Raw genomic sequence first — 17716 nt, forward strand, 5'->3', positions numbered from 1 at the left:
GGAGGGTGTCGTTCAACTGCAACGTTGCAGTTTTTTCGTCCGGTGGTCTTTTTCCCTGTTGCGGATTGGTTTAAACCGCTTTCGATGTTTTCGCGCGGGCCGTGCGCCATCCCTTCCGGCCTCGCGTGTTGCGATCCACAGCGACGGGGTGTTTTCCATGATCGATCCGAAGAAGCTTGCCGAGCGGTTCCCCGGCGATTTCGTTTTCGGGGTTGCTACAGCCTCTTTCCAGATCGAGGGGGCGACGAAGGAGGACGGGCGCAAGCCGTCCATCTGGGACGCGTTTTCCAATATGCCGGGACGCGTCTACCAGAGGCAGAACGGCGACGTCGCCTGCGACCATTACCACCGTTGGGAACAGGACCTCGACCTCATCCAGGAGATGGGCGTCTCCGCCTACCGCTTCTCGATCGCCTGGCCGCGGATCATCCCGGAGGGTACGGGCCGCGTCAACGAGAAGGGTCTCGACTTCTACGACAAGCTGCTCGACGGACTGAAGGCGCGAGGCATCAAGGCCTTTGCGACCCTCTACCACTGGGATCTGCCGCTGGCTCTGATGGGTGACGGCGGCTGGACGGCACGCTCGACGGCGGATGCCTTCCACCGCTACGCCAAGACCGTCATGGCGCGGCTCGGCGACCGGCTCGATGCCGTGGCGACCTTCAATGAGCCCTGGTGCTCGGTCTGGCTTTCCCACCTCTACGGCGTGCATGCGCCCGGTGAGAGAAACATGGATGCGGCGCTGCATGCGCTTCACTATACGAACCTTGCCCACGGACTCGGCATCGACGCGATCCGGCAGATGGCACCGCAGGTGCCGGCCGGCATCGTCATCAATGCCCATGCCGTCATCCCTGCCTCCGGCAGCGAGGTCGACGAAGCCGCCGCGGAGCGTGCCTTCCAGTTCCACAACGGCGTCTTCTTCGATCCGGTTTTCAATGGCGCCTATCCCGATGAGTTCATGGAGGCGCTGGGTAGTCGCATGCCGGTGATCGAGGATGGCGACATGGAGGTGATCGGCCAGAGCCTCGACTGGTGGGGGCTCAACTACTACACGCCGATGCGGGTCGCCGCCGATCCTGCGCCCGGCGCGGAGTTTCCGGCGACCGCCGGTGCGCCGCCGGTTTCGAAGGTCAAGACCGATATCGGCTGGGAGGTCTATGCACCGGCGCTGAAGTCGCTGGTCACCGGCCTCTACGACCGCTACGACCTGCCCGCCTGCTACATCACCGAAAACGGCGCCTGCTACAACATGGGTCCGCAGAACGGCGAGATCGACGACCAGCCGCGCCTCGACTACTACGCCGAGCACCTCGGCGTCGTCGCCGATCTGATCAAGGAAGGCTTTCCAATGCGCGGCTATTTCGCCTGGAGCCTGATGGACAATTTCGAATGGGCGGAAGGCTATCGGATGCGCTTCGGCCTCGTCTATGTCGATTACGAGACCCAGGAACGCGTCGTCAAGAAGAGCGGCAAATGGTACAGCGCGCTCGCCTCGCAGTTTCCGAAGGGCAACTTCAAGGCGGGGTGACACGGCCGGCCGGCGTGAGATGATGGCGTTCCGATTCTCCTGATAAGGCACGCCCACATGTCGGTCCCGGCCAAACGCCTCTACGCGCTCTGCGGTTCCTTGCGGACACGCTCCACCAACCGCGCGCTGCTCGAAACGATCAGGCGACTTGCCCCGCACGGCGTGGAGGTCGAAATCTCCGGACTGATCGGCGTGCTGCCGATCTTCAATCCCGATCTCGAAGGCGATCTGACGCCGGAGCCGGTGCTGGCCATTGCGCGAGAGATCGCGACGGCAGACGGCCTGATCGTCAGCGCGCCGGAATATGCGCACGGCATTCCGGGAGGCCTGAAGAACGCCCTTGACTGGCTGGTGTCGCGGTTCGAAATTCCCGGCAAGCCCGTCATGCTCGTGCATGCTTCGCATCGGGGCGATTTCGCGCTGGAGGCGCTGACCGAAGTGCTGAAGACGATAGGGACCGATTTGAGGCCTGAGACCTTCCTGCGCGTGCCGTTGCTCGGCAAATCGGAGGACGAAGTCGGGGCTATTCTCCGCCGGCAGGAGACGGAAGATGCCATTCGCGCAGCCCTCGTGCGTTTTGCAGGCGTGGTCCCCGTGCAGCCAGTGTCACGATAGCGCGAGGGCATTGAGGTCGCTGCCTTTGAAGGAGCCCGCTCGACGGGAAGCCTCGAGGCCGGGCGGCGAACCTCGTTCAGCCGATCTTGATCAACTTGTCGTTACCGCGTTCCGCCTCGCTGCGCGCGTCGAACGCGGCACGGGCGGTGTGGATCTGGTTGTAGTTCTCGAAGACCCAGCCGCCGAACGCCTGGATCGGTTCGGAAAAGGACTGGCCGAGTTCGGTCAGTTCGTATTCCACCCGTGGAGGCACTGTCGCATAGACGGTTCGACGCACCATACCGTCACGCTCAAGCGCGCGCAGGGTCAGCGTCAGCATGCGCTGCGATACGCCGACGACCGTGCGCTTGATGTCGCTGAAGCGCTGCGGTCCGTTTCTGAGCACCATGATGATGAGAACGGTCCACTTATCGCCGAGCCGTGACAGCATTTCGCTGACGGTCGGACACTTGCCTGGGTCAAAGCTCGAACACATCACACTTACCTCCATGTGACTTGGTATAACGCATGTGCCTTCTTGTGTCTCGTGCAGAGTTACATATTTAGGTCTGGTTACGTTTTGTTACCAGGTTTCAGAAGGTGCCTTGTCAGCATGGCTGGCGCTTCGGAAATCACCAGACCAGAAAGGTACTCTCATGCTCCTCGACAAGCTCAACTGGCGCTACGCGACCAAGAAGATGGACCCGACCAGGGTCGTCCCGGACGACAAGGTCGAGCGGATACTCGAAGCGGCACGGCTGGCGCCGACGTCCAGCGGCCTCCAGCCCTATGAAGTGATCGTGGTCACCAATCCCGAGGTGCGTGCGCGCATCCGCGAGGTGGCCTGGAACCAGGCACAGGTCACCGACGGTTCGCACCTGCTCGTGTTCGCCGCCTGGGACAACTATACGCCCGAACGGATCAACCAGATGTTCGACCTCGTCAATGAGGAGCGCGGCTTCAGGAACGAGGGCTGGGAAAACTACCGTGAGATGCTGCTCAACAGCTACCCGCAGCGCGATCCGGAAGTGAACTTCCAGCATGCCGCCCGGCAGGCCTATATCGGTTTCGGCCTTGCCCTGACGGCGGCCGCCTTCGAGGGTGTCGATGCGACGCCGATGGAAGGCTTCGAGCCGGACAAGCTCGACGAAATCCTCAGCCTGCGCGAGCGCGGCCTTCGTTCGGTGACGATCATGCCGCTCGGCTACCGCGAATCCGAGAGCGACTGGCTGGTGAATCTGAAGAAGGTCCGCCGCCCGAAGGACAGCTTCATCAGCGTCGTTGCCTGAACGACGAAGGCGCGCCGTATCCTCCCAAGGCGGCGCGCCTGAACTCACCCGGCTGCACCGTGACGTTTGGTCATATTTTGCGCCGTAAGGCCGGAGAGGGAAATAACTTCGCTCGGCAAGCCGGTACGATGGTGCGATAAGAGGCCATCGTTCGCGGATGCATGGCACCTATGCAGGCCGCGGGTTTGAAAGGGAATGGTAGGGAATGGTAGACCGGCGTCCCATGCGTCGAATGTGTTGCTCGCGGTAAGCACCGAGAGAACACCCATCCGTGGCCCATTTGCGGCCCTCTACCGAAGAGAAATTTCATGAACAGAAGAAGCAGCGGGATCTCGCTCGTGCCGGAGGGCGCGTGATGACGACCGTCGCACATCTCCCGGGGGCCGCAGCGCAGCCGATGGTGACGTTCGAAGGCGTCACCAAGCGATTTGGCGGCAGCTCCGGCCGTCCGGCGTTCTCCGCGCTCGCCGGGGTGGACTTTGCCGTGGCGCGTGGTTCGATCACGGGCATCATCGGCCGGTCCGGGGCGGGCAAGTCGACACTGATCCGGTTGGTGAACGGGTTGGAGACACCCTCCACCGGTCGCGTGGCGGTCGACGGGGTTGATGTCGGCACGCTCGACGAGGCGGGCCTGCGATCGCTCCGGCGGCAGATCGGCATGATCTTCCAGCACTTCAACCTGCTGTCCTCGCGGACCGTGCGTGACAACATCGCGCTGCCGCTCGAAATCGCCGGCATCGACGCCCGAACCATCGAAGCGAAGGTCGGGCCACTCATGGATCTCGTCGGCCTCGGCGACAAGGCGAGACGCTATCCGGCCGAGCTGTCCGGCGGGCAGAAGCAACGGGTCGGGATCGCACGGGCGCTCGCAACGGAGCCGAAGCTCCTGCTCTCTGACGAGGCGACGTCGGCACTCGATCCCGAGACCACGCAATCGATCCTCGACCTCCTGAAGCGGATCAACCGGGAACTCGGTCTTACCGTTCTGCTGATTACCCATGAAATGGAGGTCGTGAAGACCATCACCTCCGACGTCGCGGTGATCGACCAGGGCCTTATCGTCGAACAGGGGCGCACCTTCGACGTCTTCACCCGGCCGCAGCACGAGACCACGCGCGCACTGCTTTCGGCCGCCGTCGGCGTGAAACTGCCGGAGTGGATCGGCAGCGACCTCGCAAGCGCGCCGAGCCCGGGCGACCGGGCCTTCGTGCGGCTGATCTTCTTCGGAGAGACGGCGTTCCAGCCGCTGACCGCGCGGCTCGCCGCCGAGATCGGCGCGGACCTCAATATACTTGCCGGTGCGATCGACGAGATTGCCGGCGAACCGTTCGGCTCGCTCGTCGTTTCCTATCCGGCCGATGCCGCGACGCTGGAGCGCGCAGGGCGTTTCTACGGCGAAACCGGCCTTACCACGGAGGTGCTCGGCTATGGCGCCTGATATGCTCGCCGGCCTTCTCCTCAAGGCGCTGCTGCAGACATTGCAGATGGTCGCTGCCGCCGGTTTCATCGGCACGCTCGTCGGCCTGCCGATGGGGATCTTTCTCGCGACGAGCGGCAAAGGCGAACTCTTCGAGGCGCCCCTCACCAACCGCATCGTCGGACTGGTCGTCAATGCGCTGCGCTCGACGCCCTTCATCATCCTCGTCGTTGCGATCATTCCCCTGACGCGGTTCATCACAGGCACCTCGATCGGAACAATCGCGGCGATCGTCCCTCTGACGATCTCGACCGTTCCGTTCATCGCCCGCCTGATCGAGGCGGCGATCCGTGAGGTCGACAAGGGGCTGATCGAGGCGGCGCGTGCAATGGGCGCGACGCCTTTCCAGATCGTCGTCAAGGTGCTGTTGGCCGAGGCCAAGCCCGGGATCACGCTTGCTCTGACACTGACTGTCGTCAGCCTCATCGGCTATTCCGCCATGGTCGGCGCGGTCGGTGGCGGCGGGCTCGGCGATCTCGGCATCCGGTATGGCTACCAGCGCTTCATGCCCGAGGTGATGCTCGCCGTTGTCGTCGTGCTCATCCTGCTCGTGCAGGCCGTGCAGAGCGCCGGCGATGCGCTCGCCCGGCGCTTCGACAAACGCAGCCGAAAGAACTGAAACCTGCCTTTCAGGAAACCCAAGGAGAAAAGACAATGAGGAAACTGATCGTCGCTGCCGCTATCGCAGCTCTGTTTTCCGCCGGTTCGGCGTTTGCCGAAGACATCAAGGTCGGCGTGACCGCCGGCGAGCACGCCCAGATCATGGAAAAGGTCAAGGAGATCGCAGCGAAGAAGGGGCTCAACATCGACATCGTCGAGTTCTCCGACTATGTCGTGCCGAATCAGGCGCTCGCCGACGGCGATCTCAACGCCAACTCGTTCCAGCATCAGCCCTATCTCGACAACCAGATTGCCGACCGTGGCTTCGACATCGTCAGCGTCGGCACGACCATCACCACCCCGATGGGCGTCTATTCCAAAAAGGTGAAGAGCCTCGACGAACTGCAGGACGGTGCGACCGTCGCCATTCCGAACGATCCGACCAACGGGGGCCGCGCGCTGCTCGTGCTCGCCTCGAAGGGCCTGATCAAGGTCGATGCGGCCAAGGGCCTGAAGGTCGGCCCGGCCGACGTCACCGAGAACCCGAAGAACATCCAGTTCGCCGAGCTCGACGCGGCGCAGCTGCCGCGTTCGCTGGATGACGTCGACGCCGCGGTGATCAACACCAACTATGCGATGGAAGCAGGCCTGCATCCGAAGAAGGATGCGATCGCCATCGAAGGTGAGAACTCGCCCTATGCCAACGTGATCGCTGTGCGCACGGCCGACAAGGACGCACCCTGGGTCAAGACGCTGGTCGAGTCCTACCACGACGACAGCGTCAAGGCCTTCATCAACGACGAATTCAAGGGCGCCCTCATCCCGGCGTTCTGATCCTTCCCCACGATCGGCAGATGACGGAGCCCCCTCCTCACGGAGGGGGTTTTCATTTCAGCACGCGGCGGTTGCGTCGTCAGCCTGCGTCGCTTTCATTAAACACCCTGAGGCGATGGCCGTCCGGATCGGCGGCAAGGAAGGTGCGGCCGAACACCATGTCCGCCGGTTCCCTGAGGATCGTCGCACCGGCGCGCTTCCATTCTTCGAAGCGGCGGTCGACATCCGCGGGTGTTGCGACGACGAGGCCAACCTCGCTGCCGCCGGGCGATGTCGGCGAGGATATGTCGGTGCTCGATGTCGACCAGAGGCCGAGCATCAGACCCTCGTTGATTTCGAAGCTGACGAAGGTCGGGTGCGCCTCGAAGGGCGCCTTGCCGAAGAGGCGACCGTAGAAGTCCGCGCTTTTCATCGGGTCGGCGACATAGAGGAGGGCATAGGCTCGTGCGGTCATTTCCGTTTCTCCTTTGATCGTTTGGAATGACCGTACCTTACGGGAGCCTGCTGCCAATTTTTGTCAGTATCAGAACGGAGGCGGGCTTATTCCCTGCAACTGCCGCCACTCACGGACCAGCTGAAGCCTCCGTTTCGGATAACGTACGGCGAGGTTCTCAAGTGCGGTCAGCCGGTCCGTTCGGAAGTGGCGGAAGCCGTCCCGCATCTCGCACCAGGCGACGATAATCCGCTGGCTGTCGAAATAGCCGAGCGCGATCGGCCAGATGTCCCGCTCGGTCGAACTGCCGTCGGCGTCGCGATAACCGATCCGTAGCTTGTGCTCGGCCCGGATCGCCTGCCGTACCTGTGCGACGTCGACAATGCCGTCATCCGTCTTGCCGCCGGGCCCGACCAGCAGGCCGGAGGTCGAGAGGTGCTGCCGGAGATCGGCCGGGAGTACGGCTTCGATCTTGGCAAGGGCGTTGTGCGCGGCATCGTTGAGCCCGCCGTCGCCGCGGCTCGCCACCCAGCGGAAACCGAGGACGAGCGCCTCGATCTCCTCCGGTGAGAACATCAGCGGCGGCAGCATGTAGCCGGGGCGTAGCATGTAGCCGACGCCGGCTTCCCCCTCGATGTCGGCGCCCTGCGCCTGCAACGAGGCGATGTCGCGGTAGAGCGTGCGCAGCGATATGCCGAGCGTTTCCGCAAGCACGCGCCCGCTCACTGGCCGGCGATGCTGACGCAGAACCTGAAGCAGTTGCAGGAGGCGTTCGGAACGGGTCATCAGTGTCCCATGCTGGCAGATTTTGTCAGCAGGAATAGGGCAACGCTGCACATTTGACCAGTCCGTGAGCCGGAGGAGAGGCCCGGCTCAGCGGCCGGCCTTGAGCCAGAGTGTCTCGATGATGCCGGCTTCGGCCTTCGGAGGGTCGGCAAAGAGGTGTTCGGCGATCTCCAGCGCCTCTCGCCGGAGCGCCTGTTGCTGGCGGATCACGGCGCCGAGAAGATGCGCGAGTTCGGCACCGCCATTCAGGACATCGGGCTCCCGGTCGAGAAGGGCGACGAGAAGCGCCAGATCGTGTTCGTGACCGAGAACGGTGACCAGCGCCTTTGCCTCGGCAAGCTTGGCCGTCATCGCCGAGGGCCAGAGATCGCGCAGAAGCGCGAGATGCATGGAATAGTCTTGCGCACATTTGCGCAGCTCGTGGAAGACTTCTTCGTGGGCATCCGTTCGGCAGGCCGCGACGGCTTCCTTCGCGCGTGAAAGATTGCTCCGCCATCCTTTGGCGATGCGCTTTGCCGTCGTCTGCCGGCTGTCGTCGAAGGAGAGTTCGTCGAGCGCCCGGACTGCCTCCCGGCATGCCTCGACGGCGGCGCTGGCCTTCTGCGGCAAGTCCGTTTCGTTTGCGGCCATGGCATCCCTGCGCGCCGTGAGCGCCGTCCGGGCATGGGCGAGTGCCTCCCGCTCCTCCGCGTTGAGTGCATGGTCTTCGAGATAGGCGGCGGTTTCGATCAGCGCGGTTGCGTCCCGCGCCAGCGACAGCGCATGGGCGATGTCCCGCAGCCGAGCGTTCTCCCGTTTCTGGAAACTCTTCGCGTCGGCGGCCACCAGGCGGTAGAGCGCGCGTGCGCGCTTCAGCTTCCGCCGGGCTTGATGGATGGCTTCGTGCAGGCCTTCGGGTTGCTCCGTAATGAGCGCGATTGCCCGCTCGAGTTCCCCGGCGGCCGTCTTGCGCAACTCCCTGGTGAAGGGACAATCCGGCCTAATTCGGTAGGCCATAAAGCACGTCCTGCTGCAGCTTCTCGGTCGCCAGCGCCTGATTGGAATAGCGCCGGTCGCCCGTCACTTCCCGCCCGATCCAGTGGGGCAGGGACGGGGCGTCGCTTTCCTCCCGCAGTTCCACCTCGGCGATCACCAGTCCCTGATACGCACCTTCGTAGACGTCGATCTCCCAGACGAAGCCGTGATGCTCGACGGTGTAACGCACCTTCTCGATGACGTTGCCGACGGCGAGCGCGATCATTTCTTCAGCGTCGTCGAGCGCGATGGGGTATTCGAATTCGTCGCGGACGAGCGAGTTCTGGCCGATCTTGACCGTCAGCTGGGCCGTGGTGCCGTTCTTCGTCCGCACGCGCACGGAGCGGTCATGCATGAGGACGACATAGGCCTGACGCATCGGCGTCGCGGATGTCACGAACGCCCGCCAATCGTCGTTTGCCACGAGGAACTTCCGCTCTATCTCCTTGGCCATCGACCCCGTTCCGGTTGCCGTCCTGCGGGGTTACCGTACAGGAAGTCTGGAATGCGTCAAACAGCGGCGACGCGAACGCGCGCATTTGTCTCGACAAGGCGGGCCCGTCGCTATATCCGTCTGTCAATTTCAATCGTTTTAAGAAAGGGAGCCGGACCATGGGCGCCAAAACCGAAAAGCTTCTTTCGACCCTGAAATTGCAGCCGGTGGTGCCGGTGCTGATCGTCGAGGATGCGGCGACGGCCGTGCCGCTCGCGCGGGCATTGGTTGCCGGCGGACTGAAGGCGATCGAGATCACCATGCGGACCGATGCCGCGCTGGAAGCCGTGCGCCGCGTGGCGGCCGAGGTCGAGGGTGCGGTGGTCGGCGCCGGGACGATCCTCAATCCTGCGCATTTCGAGGCGGCCGTCGAGGCCGGTTCGCAGTTCATCGTCAGCCCCGGCACGACGCGCGAACTCATCCACGCCGCGCGCTCGTCGGATATCCCGCTGCTTCCCGGTGCTGCGACCGCGAGCGAAGTCATGCAGCTCCGCGAGGAAGGCTATCAGGTGCTGAAGTTCTTCCCGGCCGAGCAGGCCGGTGGAGCCGCCTACCTCAAGGCTCTGTCATCGCCGCTTGCCGGCACGCTCTTCTGCCCCACCGGTGGCATCTCGCTCAAGAACGCGCGTGATTACCTTTCGCTGCCGAACGTCGTCTGCGTCGGCGGCTCGTGGGTGGCGCCGAAAGAGCTGGTCGCCGCCGGCGACTGGGCGGGCATCACCAGGCTTGCCTCGGAGGCCGCTGCCCTGAAGGGCTGATCCGTCAGTCGATGTCGCCGTCTTTGTATTGTCGCGATCGGCTACCTATGTAGCGTTGAGCGAATGCACAACACGGAGATGGCGATGTTCGACGCGAAGAAGCTTCTGGACCAATTCCTCGGTTCACAGGTTCCCGGAACCACGGGAACGGTGAAGGAAAAGGCGGGCGGCATCGCCCAGCTCGCCAAGGACAATCCGCTTGCGACCGGCGCGATCCTCGCCGCCGTTCTCGGCACCAAGACGGGACGCAAGCTCGCCGGCAATGTCGCGACCATCGGCGGCATCGCCGCCATCGCCGGCCTCGGTTATCAGGCCTACAAGAACTATCAGGCCGGCAAGACGCCGCAGACGCAGCCCGCCGCCTCCGAGCCCGTTCTTCTTCCTCCGCCGGCGGATTCGCCGTTCAGTGCCGACGCTGCAGCGGTCGGGAACGATTTCGCGTTGACGCTGGTCCGGGCGATGATCGCGGCCGCCAAGGCTGACGGCCATATCGACGACGCCGAACGCGCCCGTATCCTCGACAAGATCCACTCCTCCGCGCTCGACGCGGAGGCCGAGGCCTTCATCGCCGAGGAACTCGCCCGGCCGACGGATGTCGAGGCGCTGGTGGCGGCGGCAAAGACCGAAGCCCAGAAAGTGGAGCTCTTTACGGCGTCGCGGCTTGCGATCGATCCGGACAGCCGGGCCGAACGCGGCTATCTCGACATGCTCGCCGGACGACTCGGCCTCGCCGACGGACTGGTCGACCATATCGAGGCGACGGTTGCCGGCGCCACCGTCTGAGATCGCAATGCATTCGGATGGCCGGTTGCCTTTGCCGGGCGGCTGGCCTACTGCTTTGCCGGAACATTCCGTGAGGCAGGCATGCGCGATCTATCGACATTCAAAGGCTGTCCGGCACCGTCGCCGGTAAGGCTCGAAGGCCGTTTTGTGACGGTCGAACCTTATGACAGGGACAAGCACCTCCAGGCCCTTTGGGACGGCCTCGGCGGGATGGGCATCAATCCGCTGCTCACCTATTTCACCCAGCCGGACTTCGGCAGCATCGCCGACTTCGAGAGCTGGCTCGACAATGCCCGCACCAAGGGTGGCTGGCTCACCCATGTCTTCCGGGACAATGCGTCGGGCAAGATCGTCGGCATGGCGAACTACATGCGCGCCGACCCGGCCAACGGTGTCGTCGAGGTGGGGGGCGTCGCTCATGGTCCGGCGATGAGCCGCACGCCGCTTGCAACCGAGGCTCATTACCTGATGGCGAAGCACGTCTTCGACGATCTCGGCTACCGCCGCTACGAGTGGAAGTGCCACAACGAGAACGAGGCGAGCAAGACGACCGCGCGCCGTTACGGCTTCACCTTCGAGGGCGTGTTCCGCCAGCACATGCTTTCGAAGGGCAAGAACCGCGACACCGCCTGGTTCTCGATCATCGACGGCGACTGGCCGCTGGTGAAGGCGGCGTTCGAAGCCTGGCTTGCCCCGGATAATTTCGACGCCGAAGGCCGGCAGAAGCGGAAACTCGAAGACATCCGCGCCGAGCTGGCAAGGGCGGTGGCCTGATGGCTGGAAGCGACAAGGAAACCCGTTCTTCGGCGATCGCCGCCTTTGTTATCCTGCTTGGGATCGGTATCGCACTCCTCGTCATGCCGAAGGTCGTGCTGTGGGTCGGCGGTTACTCGCCGGTGCTGGCGGCCGCCCTCGGCACGCTGGTGATCCTGTCCTTCTTTCTGATCTTCTGGCTGCGCGCGCGCTACCAGCGCCGCCGCGGCGATCAGGACTGAAGCGTCGCCGCAAGCAGCACCACGCCCATCACGATGACGAGAAGAGCGCCGCCGATCTCGATGGCGCTCGACACCTTTCGAGCGGCCGGAGATCCGGGGCCGAAGAGACGAACCGCGACCGTCTTCGCCGAGACGGCAAGCGTCGCGAGGAGGGAGACGGTGATCGCTGTCCCGAGGGCCATGGCGAAGACCGAGAGCACGCCGCCGAGATAAAGCCCGTTCAGGATCGAGAAGGTCATCACCAGCAGGGCGCCGGAACACGGGCGCAGGCCGACGGCGACGATCGCCGACCAAGCCTCCCTTAACCGGAACTCTTTTGCCGACAGCAGCCGTGGATCGGCGATATGGCTCATGCCGCAGTCGGGGCAGACGGCACCCGGTGCAAGGTCCGAATGGCTGTGCTCGACGGAAATGGCTACGAAACGAAGGCCCGTCGTGGTGTGCGATCCCGGAGCCGAAGCGGCACCGGCAAACAGCGATGCGCTCGCCGGCTGGGCGGTGAAAATCGACCGCAGCTTGCGCACGAGAAGCCAGAGGCCGAAGGCGATGATGAGCCCGTAGCTCGCGAGTTCCATCGCGTCGGTCGCGTTCGTCAGCGTGATCCCCGTGCCCCTGAGGACGAGATAGGCGACCCCGACGACAGCGATTGCCACCAGCGCTTGCAGCGCCGAGGAGACGAAGGAGATGCCGACGCCGCGCTTCAGCTCGGTTTCGTTGGCGATCATATAGGACGAGATCACCGCTTTGCCGTGCCCCGGGCCGGCGGCATGGAACACGCCATAGGCAAAGGAAAGCCCGACGAGTGTGGCAAGGCGACTCGGGTCTTCCCGCATCGCCTTCAGCGATCCGGTCAGCGCACGGTAGAAGGCCTGCTGGTGCTCGTTCACCCAGCCGAGAAATCCGCCGAACATGCCGGTGGTGGGGAACGACGGTTCGGCCGTGCCGATGCCGAGTGGTGAGCCTGCAAGGGCCGCCGACGCCGTAAAGAAGACGAGCAAGACAGAGAGGGCGGCATATCGGCCGCGGCCGGCGCTCAGCATGATACGTCGAGGCGGGTTGCGAACAGCTTGCCCATGTCCGAGCCGCCGGGATTGTTGAAGAAGGCTTCCGTCATCATGTTCTGGTTCTGCGCCATCACCGCGTCCGGATCGGGGCGAATGACCTGCCGCTTGCAGACCTCGAAACCGTCGCCCTCGGTCACGAGATCTCCGTCCTTGGCGAAGTCGATCGAGGTGTAGAAGGTCGGGTCGTAGATGCCGAAGGAGAGCTTGCCCTTGAGCGGCACCGCGGTCTGCGGTTTCACGATGAAGAACACGAGGAGCTGATTGTCCTTGAAGTCGACGTTGAACACCTCCGGCGTCGCGAACTTCACCGGACTGCCGTTGTCGGTGACGAAGGTGAAATAGTCGTAGTCGCCGGTCGAGGTGCGGATCGTGTCGGCGATTTCCTTCAACTCGTCGGGGTCGAGCTTCAGATTGGTATTCTTGTCGAAATCGAGCAGCACGCTTGATGAGAACACGTCATCGAAGCGCCAGACGTTGCGGATTTCCGTGATGTTTCCGGCGTCGGCGACGACCTCGAGCCTCGCCTCGGCGAAGATGTGAGGATGGGCAAACGCGGGTAGCGGCTGCAGGGCGAGGGCGATCGCTGCGGCTGCCGGCGTGAAAGTCTTCTTCATGATGCCCTGTCGTTGCTCGCGTCACGGGATTCGGCGATCCGTCACCGTTCCCTTTACCAGAATTGGGACGGAAGTTGGACTGTCCGCCATTGCATCAGCCGATATCCCTCAGGCGTTCTTGCGGAACCAGGCGTGGAGATAGTCGACGAAGGCGCGAACCTTCGCCGGCAGGTAGCGACGATGGGGATAGACGGCGTAGATGCCCCGGTCGGACGGCAGGTAGTCGTCGAACAGCGAAACAAGGTCTCCCGATTGCAGGTAGGGCCTCGCGATGAAATCCGGGATCATCGCGACACCGAGCCCGGCGCGCGCGGCCCGGAGCGTCGCCTGCGGGCTATTGACCTCGATCGGACCGCTGACGTTTACGGAAAAGCTGCCGTCCTTCGGCTCGTGGAAGCGAAGCGTGTTGTGGGTCCGTGAATTCGTGTCGATCAGGAAGGGCACTCGCGACAGGTCCTGCGGATGGGTGAGCGGCCCGTGCTTCTCGACGAAGGCGGGCGTTGCGCAGGCATAGACGCGGAAATCGGAAAGCTTTCTGGCGATCAGGCCCGAATCGTCGAGTTTGGTAATGCGGATTGCGAGGTCGAACCCTTCCTCTATGAGGTCGACGAAGCGGTCCTCGGCGACGATCTCGAGCGAGAGATCGGGGTGCTCCTTGACGAAGTCGATCAGCGACTGGCCGACATCGGCGTCGATGAAGGTGCGCGGCAGCGAGACCTTCAGCTTGCCACGGATATCGGCATTGTTCTCACGCACGAGGTCGGCGAGGTTGTCGATCTCCTTGAGGATGTCGGAGGCCGTCCGGTAATAGGTGTGGCCTGCGCCGGTCAGCGAAAACTGGCGCGTGGTACGATTGAGGAGCAGGGCGCCGAGCTCGTCTTCCAGTTCACGGACATACTTGGAAAGCAGGGCTTTCGACCGGCCGGTCTTGCGGGCGGCGGCGGAAAAGCCTTCGGCCTCGACCACGTCGATGAAGGCGCGCATGCGGGTCAGGGTGTCCATGGGCCGGGCTCCTTCGCGAACTGCGCCGAATTGTGAACATAAGCGCAAGATCGTTCAATCTCATTTTCGGGAAACCAGACAAAAAACGCTTGATTATGACCGCGAATGTTCTTATCTCCTCGCTTGCCCAAAGTCGCACGTGCCTGTGGGTGTCCGCCGACCCTCGAACTGGGATTTATCCCTAAGGTGAGGTCATCGGTAAGGTACCTGGAACTAACCCCTCCAGTCGCTATTCCGGCCAACCGGGAAATGCGAGGACATCTTGAAGCAACGACGGTGCGGGCCTTTCTGGTTCTCTGCCGGCTTTCCATCAGCCGGGGTACTGAAGAGGCACACCATCATTGCCGGAAGTGCGGTAGGGTTTCCCCTCCAATCCATGGCAGACAAAGCGGATTTATGCGCTCAGGCAAGAGTGCGTTCATCCATCGTTTCGCGCGTCGAGCGTTCGTACGGTACCAGAGTTTCCACCGGCTGGTTTCGAGCGTTCTCTCGTCGCCCTTTGTCCTTCCGGAATCTTCGCAGGTTCCGGGCTCTTTGGAATATGGAAGGGATAGACCGATGACCACTGCCCGCATCCTCGACTTCATCAAGTCCCGACGACCGGAAGGTCCCTGCCTCGTGGTCGATCTCGACGTCGTGCGCGACAACTATTCCGCGTTCCGTCACGCCCTGCCGGACAGCGCGATCTACTATGCCGTCAAGGCCAATCCGGCTCCGGAAATCCTGTCGCTGCTCGCCGGGCTCGGCTCGAGCTTCGACTGCGCCTCTGTCGCCGAGATCCAGATGGCTCTCGACGCCGGCGCGACCGCAGACCGCATTTCCTACGGCAATACCATCAAGAAGGAACGTGACGTCGCGCGCGCCCACGCACTCGGCATCAGCCTCTTTGCGGTCGACAGCCACGAGGAAGTCGAGAAGGTCGCCCGCGCCGCGCCCGGCGCCCGCGTCTTCTGCCGCGTCCTGACGGACGGTGAGGGCGCCGAATGGCCGCTTTCCCGCAAGTTCGGCTGCGTTCCGCAGATGGCGGTCGACGTGCTCGTCTACGCGCACCAGCTCGGTCTCGAGTCCTACGGCGTTTCCTTCCACGTCGGCTCGCAGATGACCAAGGTCGACGCCTGGGATTCGGCTCTCGCCGATGCCAAACGCGTGTTCGCCTCGCTCGCCAAGCAGGGCATCCACCTGCAGATGGTCAACATGGGCGGCGGTTTCCCGACCAAGTACCTGCGCGATATTCCGTCGGCGGAGGCCTACGGTCTGGCGATCACCGGAGCACTGAAGAAGCACTTCGGCAATCACATCCCGAAGACGATCATCGAGCCGGGTCGCGGCATGGTCGGCAATGCAGGCGTGATCAAGGCCGAGGTCGTGCTCGTCTCGAAGAAGTCGGACAACGATGCGCATCGCTGGGTCTTCCTCGACATAGGCAAGTTCGGTGGCCTCGCCGAAACCATGGACGAGGCGATCCGCTATCCGATCCGCACCGAGCGCGATGCGGACGACATGGAGCCCTGCGTGCTCGCCGGCCCCACCTGCGATTCGGCCGACGTGCTCTATGAGAAGAACATGTATCCGCTGCCGGTCTCGCTGACGATCGGCGACGAGGTTCTGATCGAAGGCACGGGCGCCTACACCACGACTTATTCGGCGGTTGCCTTCAACGGCTTCGAACCGCTGAAGTCTTACGTGATCTAAGGCTAAGCCTCACTCGACGACCGCGCCGGCACCGCCGGCGCGGCAATCACAAAAGATCATGGGAAACGCTCTTAGGATGGGAGGTCGATATGGCCACTGTTCTTGACACGGTGCGCGCGTTCTTCGCGCCGGCACCGACCTTCGTCATCGAAAACGAAACGCCGGCCGACGTCGTGGCGCGCGAGATGCTGCTCGACAGGACGATGGGCGCCGATCGCCGCAAGAAGTCGTCGGAGAAGATCCGCCGCGGCCGTGTTCCGGCCGAAGGGCTCGCCCTCGTCGCCCGCGATGTGGACGGTCACCTGATCGGCACCGTGCGGCTGTGGAACGTCGAGGCCGGTGTCGACGGCAATGGCCGGCCAGTGGATGCACTCCTGCTCGGGCCGCTCGCCGTCGACTGTGCCCACGAGGGCAAGGGGATCGGCTCGGCACTGATGCGCGCAGCGATCGCGGAAGCGAAGGCCCGTGGCCACGGGGCCATCCTGCTTGTCGGCGACGCGCTCTACTACCAGCGCTTCGGTTTTCTTGCCGAGAAGACGCGGCACCTCGTCATGCCGGGGCCGTTTGCCCGCGAGCGGTTCCTGGCACTGGACCTGAAATCCGGCTGGCTCGACGCGGCGGCCGGCATGGTCGTCGGCAGCGGCCGCAAGCTGCCACGGACGGGACGGCGGCAGAGGGCCTGATCCGGCACTACCGCCCCCGGCGCGTTCCATTCGCGCTTCCCTGCGGGCTGATTCGCGTTCCGCGTGCGAGCTTCCGGTTGCAGAACCGCTGAGCGGTGCCGTGGGTTTGTCGTTGGAAGGCAGCGCACAGCGCGTCGTTAAGTCGCAGATTCTCCAAGGGAATATGCCTTTCGTCAAGTTTTTCATTGTAAAAATGTCACAGTGTTGATCGATCGATTTTCGGCATTTGATTAACATGTGAAGTATTGATCTGGCGCAACCGGCAGCGGTGTGCGTGGGGGATAGTCGGCGGCATGGCTTCAGGCCAAACGACTGACTAAGGAGAGACCCCATGACCACCACTTGCACAAGGCGGATCAGCGCTCTTGCCGCAACCACTGCAATTCTGTTGTTCGCCCAGGCGGCCGGCGCGGCGGACCTGATGCCCGCAGTCGAGCCCACCCCGGCTGCCGAGGACATCGGCGCTGTCAGCCCGTGGCAGATCCGCGTGCGCGGGCTTGGCGTCATTACCAATGACGAAGGCTCGGTCGACGGTGTCGCCGGCTCGGATCTCTCCTATAGCGACTCGGTTATCCCCGAACTCGACATCACCTATTACTTCACCGACAATCTGGCCGCCGAACTCATCCTCGGCACCACCTGGGCCGGCATCTACGGCGAAGGCTCGCTCGCCGGCCTCGACCGCATCGGCAGCACCTGGGTTCTGCCCCCGACGCTCACCCTGCAGTATCACTTCACGGATTTCGGCGCCTTCAAGCCCTATGTCGGCGCCGGCGTGAACTACACGATCTTCTACAACCAGGATGCCGACAGCGCGACTGACCTGCATGTCAAGGACAGCTTCGGCTTCGCCCTGCAGGCCGGCTTCGACTACATGATCAACGAACACTGGGGCGTCAACTTCGACGTCAAGAAGATCTTCCTGCGTCCGGACTTCGACGTCACCGTCGGCGGTGCAGACCTGACCGGCAACGCCAAGCTTGATCCCTGGCTCATCGGCGGTGGTGTGACTTACCGCTTCTAAGTCACGCCATCGATGGCGGTCGCGGGACCTTTCCCGCGGCCGCTTTTTTT

21 protein-coding genes are annotated in these 17716 nt (G+C 63.4%); 13 read left to right on the top strand and 8 right to left on the bottom strand.

Going from position 1 to position 17716, the window contains the following annotated elements:
* Positions 1–157 precede the first annotated feature (157 nt).
* Together H4I97_RS02510 and H4I97_RS02515 are read left to right on the top strand one after the other, a co-directional pair.
* The gene (locus H4I97_RS02510; RefSeq protein WP_182306380.1) at positions 158–1531 is read left to right on the top strand and encodes a GH1 family beta-glucosidase; all 1374 of its coding nucleotides are present in this window, start codon (positions 158–160) and stop codon (positions 1529–1531) included.
* Between the two features lie 57 nt (positions 1532–1588).
* On the top strand, positions 1589–2146 hold the full coding sequence (locus H4I97_RS02515) for an NADPH-dependent FMN reductase (protein WP_182306381.1): 558 nt from the start codon (positions 1589–1591) through the stop codon (positions 2144–2146).
* A 76-nt stretch (positions 2147–2222) separates the two neighbouring features.
* Here the strand turns inward: H4I97_RS02515 and H4I97_RS02520 are convergent, their stop codons facing one another.
* Entirely contained in the window at positions 2223–2621 is a 399-nt protein-coding gene (locus H4I97_RS02520; RefSeq protein WP_182306382.1) for a winged helix-turn-helix transcriptional regulator, read from the bottom strand.
* Positions 2622–2781: 160 nt separating this feature from the next.
* On the opposite strand from H4I97_RS02520, the gene H4I97_RS02525 reads away from it, so the two are divergent.
* The 4 genes from H4I97_RS02525 to H4I97_RS02540 all read left to right on the top strand — a co-directional run bounded on the left by H4I97_RS02525 (position 2782) and on the right by H4I97_RS02540 (position 6325).
* The gene (locus tag H4I97_RS02525) at positions 2782–3414 is read left to right on the top strand and encodes an NAD(P)H-dependent oxidoreductase (RefSeq protein WP_182306383.1); all 633 of its coding nucleotides are present in this window, start codon (positions 2782–2784) and stop codon (positions 3412–3414) included.
* Between the two features lie 397 nt (positions 3415–3811).
* A complete protein-coding gene (locus tag H4I97_RS02530) occupies positions 3812–4852 on the top strand; it encodes a methionine ABC transporter ATP-binding protein (protein WP_182307522.1) in 1041 nt (346 codons plus the stop codon).
* The gene (locus H4I97_RS02535; RefSeq protein ID WP_182306384.1) at positions 4842–5510 is read left to right on the top strand and encodes a methionine ABC transporter permease; all 669 of its coding nucleotides are present in this window, start codon (positions 4842–4844) and stop codon (positions 5508–5510) included. The genes H4I97_RS02530 and H4I97_RS02535 overlap by 11 nt, the downstream gene beginning before the upstream one ends.
* Positions 5511–5545: 35 nt before the next feature.
* Positions 5546–6325 (top strand): MetQ/NlpA family ABC transporter substrate-binding protein, encoded by a 780-nt coding sequence (locus H4I97_RS02540; protein WP_182306385.1) that lies wholly within the window; start codon positions 5546–5548, stop codon positions 6323–6325.
* Between the two features lie 79 nt (positions 6326–6404).
* Here H4I97_RS02540 and H4I97_RS02545 read toward each other — a convergent pair whose 3' ends face one another.
* The 4 genes from H4I97_RS02545 to H4I97_RS02560 form a co-directional block, all read right to left on the bottom strand.
* The gene (locus H4I97_RS02545; RefSeq protein ID WP_182306386.1) at positions 6405–6779 is read right to left on the bottom strand and encodes a VOC family protein; all 375 of its coding nucleotides are present in this window, start codon (positions 6777–6779) and stop codon (positions 6405–6407) included.
* A gap of 69 nt (positions 6780–6848) precedes the next feature.
* Positions 6849–7544, bottom strand: a complete 696-nt coding sequence (locus H4I97_RS02550; protein WP_182306387.1) for a helix-turn-helix transcriptional regulator — start codon at positions 7542–7544, stop codon at positions 6849–6851.
* An 87-nt stretch (positions 7545–7631) separates the two neighbouring features.
* Entirely contained in the window at positions 7632–8540 is a 909-nt protein-coding gene (locus H4I97_RS02555; protein ID WP_182306388.1) for a CHAD domain-containing protein, read from the bottom strand.
* Entirely contained in the window at positions 8524–9012 is a 489-nt protein-coding gene (locus H4I97_RS02560; RefSeq protein WP_182306389.1) for a CYTH domain-containing protein, read from the bottom strand. The genes H4I97_RS02555 and H4I97_RS02560 overlap by 17 nt, the downstream gene beginning before the upstream one ends.
* A 158-nt stretch (positions 9013–9170) precedes the next feature.
* Here H4I97_RS02560 and H4I97_RS02565 point away from each other — a divergent pair, with 158 nt between their 5' ends.
* From H4I97_RS02565 to H4I97_RS02580, 4 genes are all read left to right on the top strand, one after another.
* The gene (locus H4I97_RS02565; RefSeq protein WP_182306390.1) at positions 9171–9809 is read left to right on the top strand and encodes a 2-dehydro-3-deoxy-phosphogluconate aldolase; all 639 of its coding nucleotides are present in this window, start codon (positions 9171–9173) and stop codon (positions 9807–9809) included.
* 84 nt (positions 9810–9893) lie between these two features.
* Positions 9894–10592 carry a tellurite resistance TerB family protein gene (locus tag H4I97_RS02570; RefSeq protein ID WP_182306391.1) on the top strand — a complete coding sequence of 233 codons (699 nt, stop codon included), beginning with the start codon at positions 9894–9896 and terminating at the stop codon, positions 10590–10592.
* An 81-nt stretch (positions 10593–10673) separates the two neighbouring features.
* Positions 10674–11366 (top strand): GNAT family N-acetyltransferase, encoded by a 693-nt coding sequence (locus tag H4I97_RS02575; protein ID WP_182306392.1) that lies wholly within the window; start codon positions 10674–10676, stop codon positions 11364–11366.
* Positions 11366–11587 (top strand): hypothetical protein, encoded by a 222-nt coding sequence (locus tag H4I97_RS02580; RefSeq protein WP_182306393.1) that lies wholly within the window; start codon positions 11366–11368, stop codon positions 11585–11587. Before H4I97_RS02575 ends, H4I97_RS02580 begins: the two co-directional genes overlap by 1 nt.
* Here the strand turns inward: H4I97_RS02580 and H4I97_RS02585 are convergent.
* The 3 genes from H4I97_RS02585 to H4I97_RS02595 form a co-directional block, all read right to left on the bottom strand.
* Positions 11578–12627 (bottom strand): nickel/cobalt transporter, encoded by a 1050-nt coding sequence (locus H4I97_RS02585; protein ID WP_182306394.1) that lies wholly within the window; start codon positions 12625–12627, stop codon positions 11578–11580. The two genes, H4I97_RS02580 and H4I97_RS02585, sit on opposite strands and share 10 nt — an antisense overlap.
* Complete coding sequence (locus tag H4I97_RS02590; protein ID WP_182306395.1) at positions 12621–13265, bottom strand: DUF1007 family protein; 645 nt, start codon at positions 13263–13265, stop codon at positions 12621–12623. Before H4I97_RS02590 ends, H4I97_RS02585 begins: the two co-directional genes overlap by 7 nt.
* Before the next feature lie 108 nt (positions 13266–13373).
* Positions 13374–14267 (bottom strand): LysR family transcriptional regulator, encoded by an 894-nt coding sequence (locus H4I97_RS02595; protein WP_182306396.1) that lies wholly within the window; start codon positions 14265–14267, stop codon positions 13374–13376.
* Positions 14268–14825: 558 nt separating this feature from the next.
* Between H4I97_RS02595 and odc2 the strand changes: the two genes are divergently transcribed.
* The 3 genes from odc2 to H4I97_RS02610 all read left to right on the top strand — a co-directional run bounded on the left by odc2 (position 14826) and on the right by H4I97_RS02610 (position 17666).
* The gene (odc2, locus tag H4I97_RS02600) at positions 14826–15959 is read left to right on the top strand and encodes an ornithine/lysine decarboxylase (protein ID WP_182306397.1); all 1134 of its coding nucleotides are present in this window, start codon (positions 14826–14828) and stop codon (positions 15957–15959) included.
* Positions 15960–16048: 89 nt separating this feature from the next.
* Entirely contained in the window at positions 16049–16642 is a 594-nt protein-coding gene (locus H4I97_RS02605; RefSeq protein WP_182306398.1) for a GNAT family N-acetyltransferase, read from the top strand.
* Between the two features lie 331 nt (positions 16643–16973).
* Entirely contained in the window at positions 16974–17666 is a 693-nt protein-coding gene (locus H4I97_RS02610) for an OmpW/AlkL family protein (RefSeq protein ID WP_182306399.1), read from the top strand.
* The last annotated feature ends 50 nt before the right edge of the window (positions 17667–17716 follow it).

The organism is Ciceribacter thiooxidans (assembly GCF_014126615.1).
Taxonomy (GTDB): domain Bacteria; phylum Pseudomonadota; class Alphaproteobacteria; order Rhizobiales; family Rhizobiaceae; genus Allorhizobium; species Allorhizobium thiooxidans.

Excerpts from the sequence above, each read along its gene's own strand:
- H4I97_RS02555 (WP_182306388.1), bottom strand. The coding sequence starts at position 8,540 with ATGGCCTACCGAATTAGGCCGGATTGTCCCTTCACCAGGGAGTTGCGC.
- H4I97_RS02585 (WP_182306394.1), bottom strand. The coding sequence starts at position 12,627 with ATGCTGAGCGCCGGCCGCGGCCGATATGCCGCCCTCTCTGTCTTGCTC.
- H4I97_RS02575 (WP_182306392.1), top strand. The coding sequence starts at position 10,674 with ATGCGCGATCTATCGACATTCAAAGGCTGTCCGGCACCGTCGCCGGTA.
- H4I97_RS02530 (WP_182307522.1), top strand. The coding sequence starts at position 3,812 with ATGGTGACGTTCGAAGGCGTCACCAAGCGATTTGGCGGCAGCTCCGGC.
- H4I97_RS02515 (WP_182306381.1), top strand. The coding sequence starts at position 1,589 with ATGTCGGTCCCGGCCAAACGCCTCTACGCGCTCTGCGGTTCCTTGCGG.
- H4I97_RS02595 (WP_182306396.1), bottom strand. The coding sequence starts at position 14,267 with ATGGACACCCTGACCCGCATGCGCGCCTTCATCGACGTGGTCGAGGCC.
- H4I97_RS02550 (WP_182306387.1), bottom strand. The coding sequence starts at position 7,544 with ATGACCCGTTCCGAACGCCTCCTGCAACTGCTTCAGGTTCTGCGTCAG.
- H4I97_RS02580 (WP_182306393.1), top strand. The coding sequence starts at position 11,366 with ATGGCTGGAAGCGACAAGGAAACCCGTTCTTCGGCGATCGCCGCCTTT.
- H4I97_RS02560 (WP_182306389.1), bottom strand. The coding sequence starts at position 9,012 with ATGGCCAAGGAGATAGAGCGGAAGTTCCTCGTGGCAAACGACGATTGG.
- H4I97_RS02610 (WP_182306399.1), top strand. The coding sequence starts at position 16,974 with ATGACCACCACTTGCACAAGGCGGATCAGCGCTCTTGCCGCAACCACT.
- H4I97_RS02565 (WP_182306390.1), top strand. The coding sequence starts at position 9,171 with ATGGGCGCCAAAACCGAAAAGCTTCTTTCGACCCTGAAATTGCAGCCG.
- H4I97_RS02545 (WP_182306386.1), bottom strand. The coding sequence starts at position 6,779 with ATGACCGCACGAGCCTATGCCCTCCTCTATGTCGCCGACCCGATGAAA.
- H4I97_RS02590 (WP_182306395.1), bottom strand. The coding sequence starts at position 13,265 with ATGAAGAAGACTTTCACGCCGGCAGCCGCAGCGATCGCCCTCGCCCTG.
- H4I97_RS02520 (WP_182306382.1), bottom strand. The coding sequence starts at position 2,621 with ATGTGTTCGAGCTTTGACCCAGGCAAGTGTCCGACCGTCAGCGAAATG.
- H4I97_RS02605 (WP_182306398.1), top strand. The coding sequence starts at position 16,049 with ATGGCCACTGTTCTTGACACGGTGCGCGCGTTCTTCGCGCCGGCACCG.
- H4I97_RS02570 (WP_182306391.1), top strand. The coding sequence starts at position 9,894 with ATGTTCGACGCGAAGAAGCTTCTGGACCAATTCCTCGGTTCACAGGTT.
- H4I97_RS02510 (WP_182306380.1), top strand. The coding sequence starts at position 158 with ATGATCGATCCGAAGAAGCTTGCCGAGCGGTTCCCCGGCGATTTCGTT.
- H4I97_RS02540 (WP_182306385.1), top strand. The coding sequence starts at position 5,546 with ATGAGGAAACTGATCGTCGCTGCCGCTATCGCAGCTCTGTTTTCCGCC.
- H4I97_RS02525 (WP_182306383.1), top strand. The coding sequence starts at position 2,782 with ATGCTCCTCGACAAGCTCAACTGGCGCTACGCGACCAAGAAGATGGAC.
- H4I97_RS02535 (WP_182306384.1), top strand. The coding sequence starts at position 4,842 with ATGGCGCCTGATATGCTCGCCGGCCTTCTCCTCAAGGCGCTGCTGCAG.
- odc2 (WP_182306397.1), top strand. The coding sequence starts at position 14,826 with ATGACCACTGCCCGCATCCTCGACTTCATCAAGTCCCGACGACCGGAA.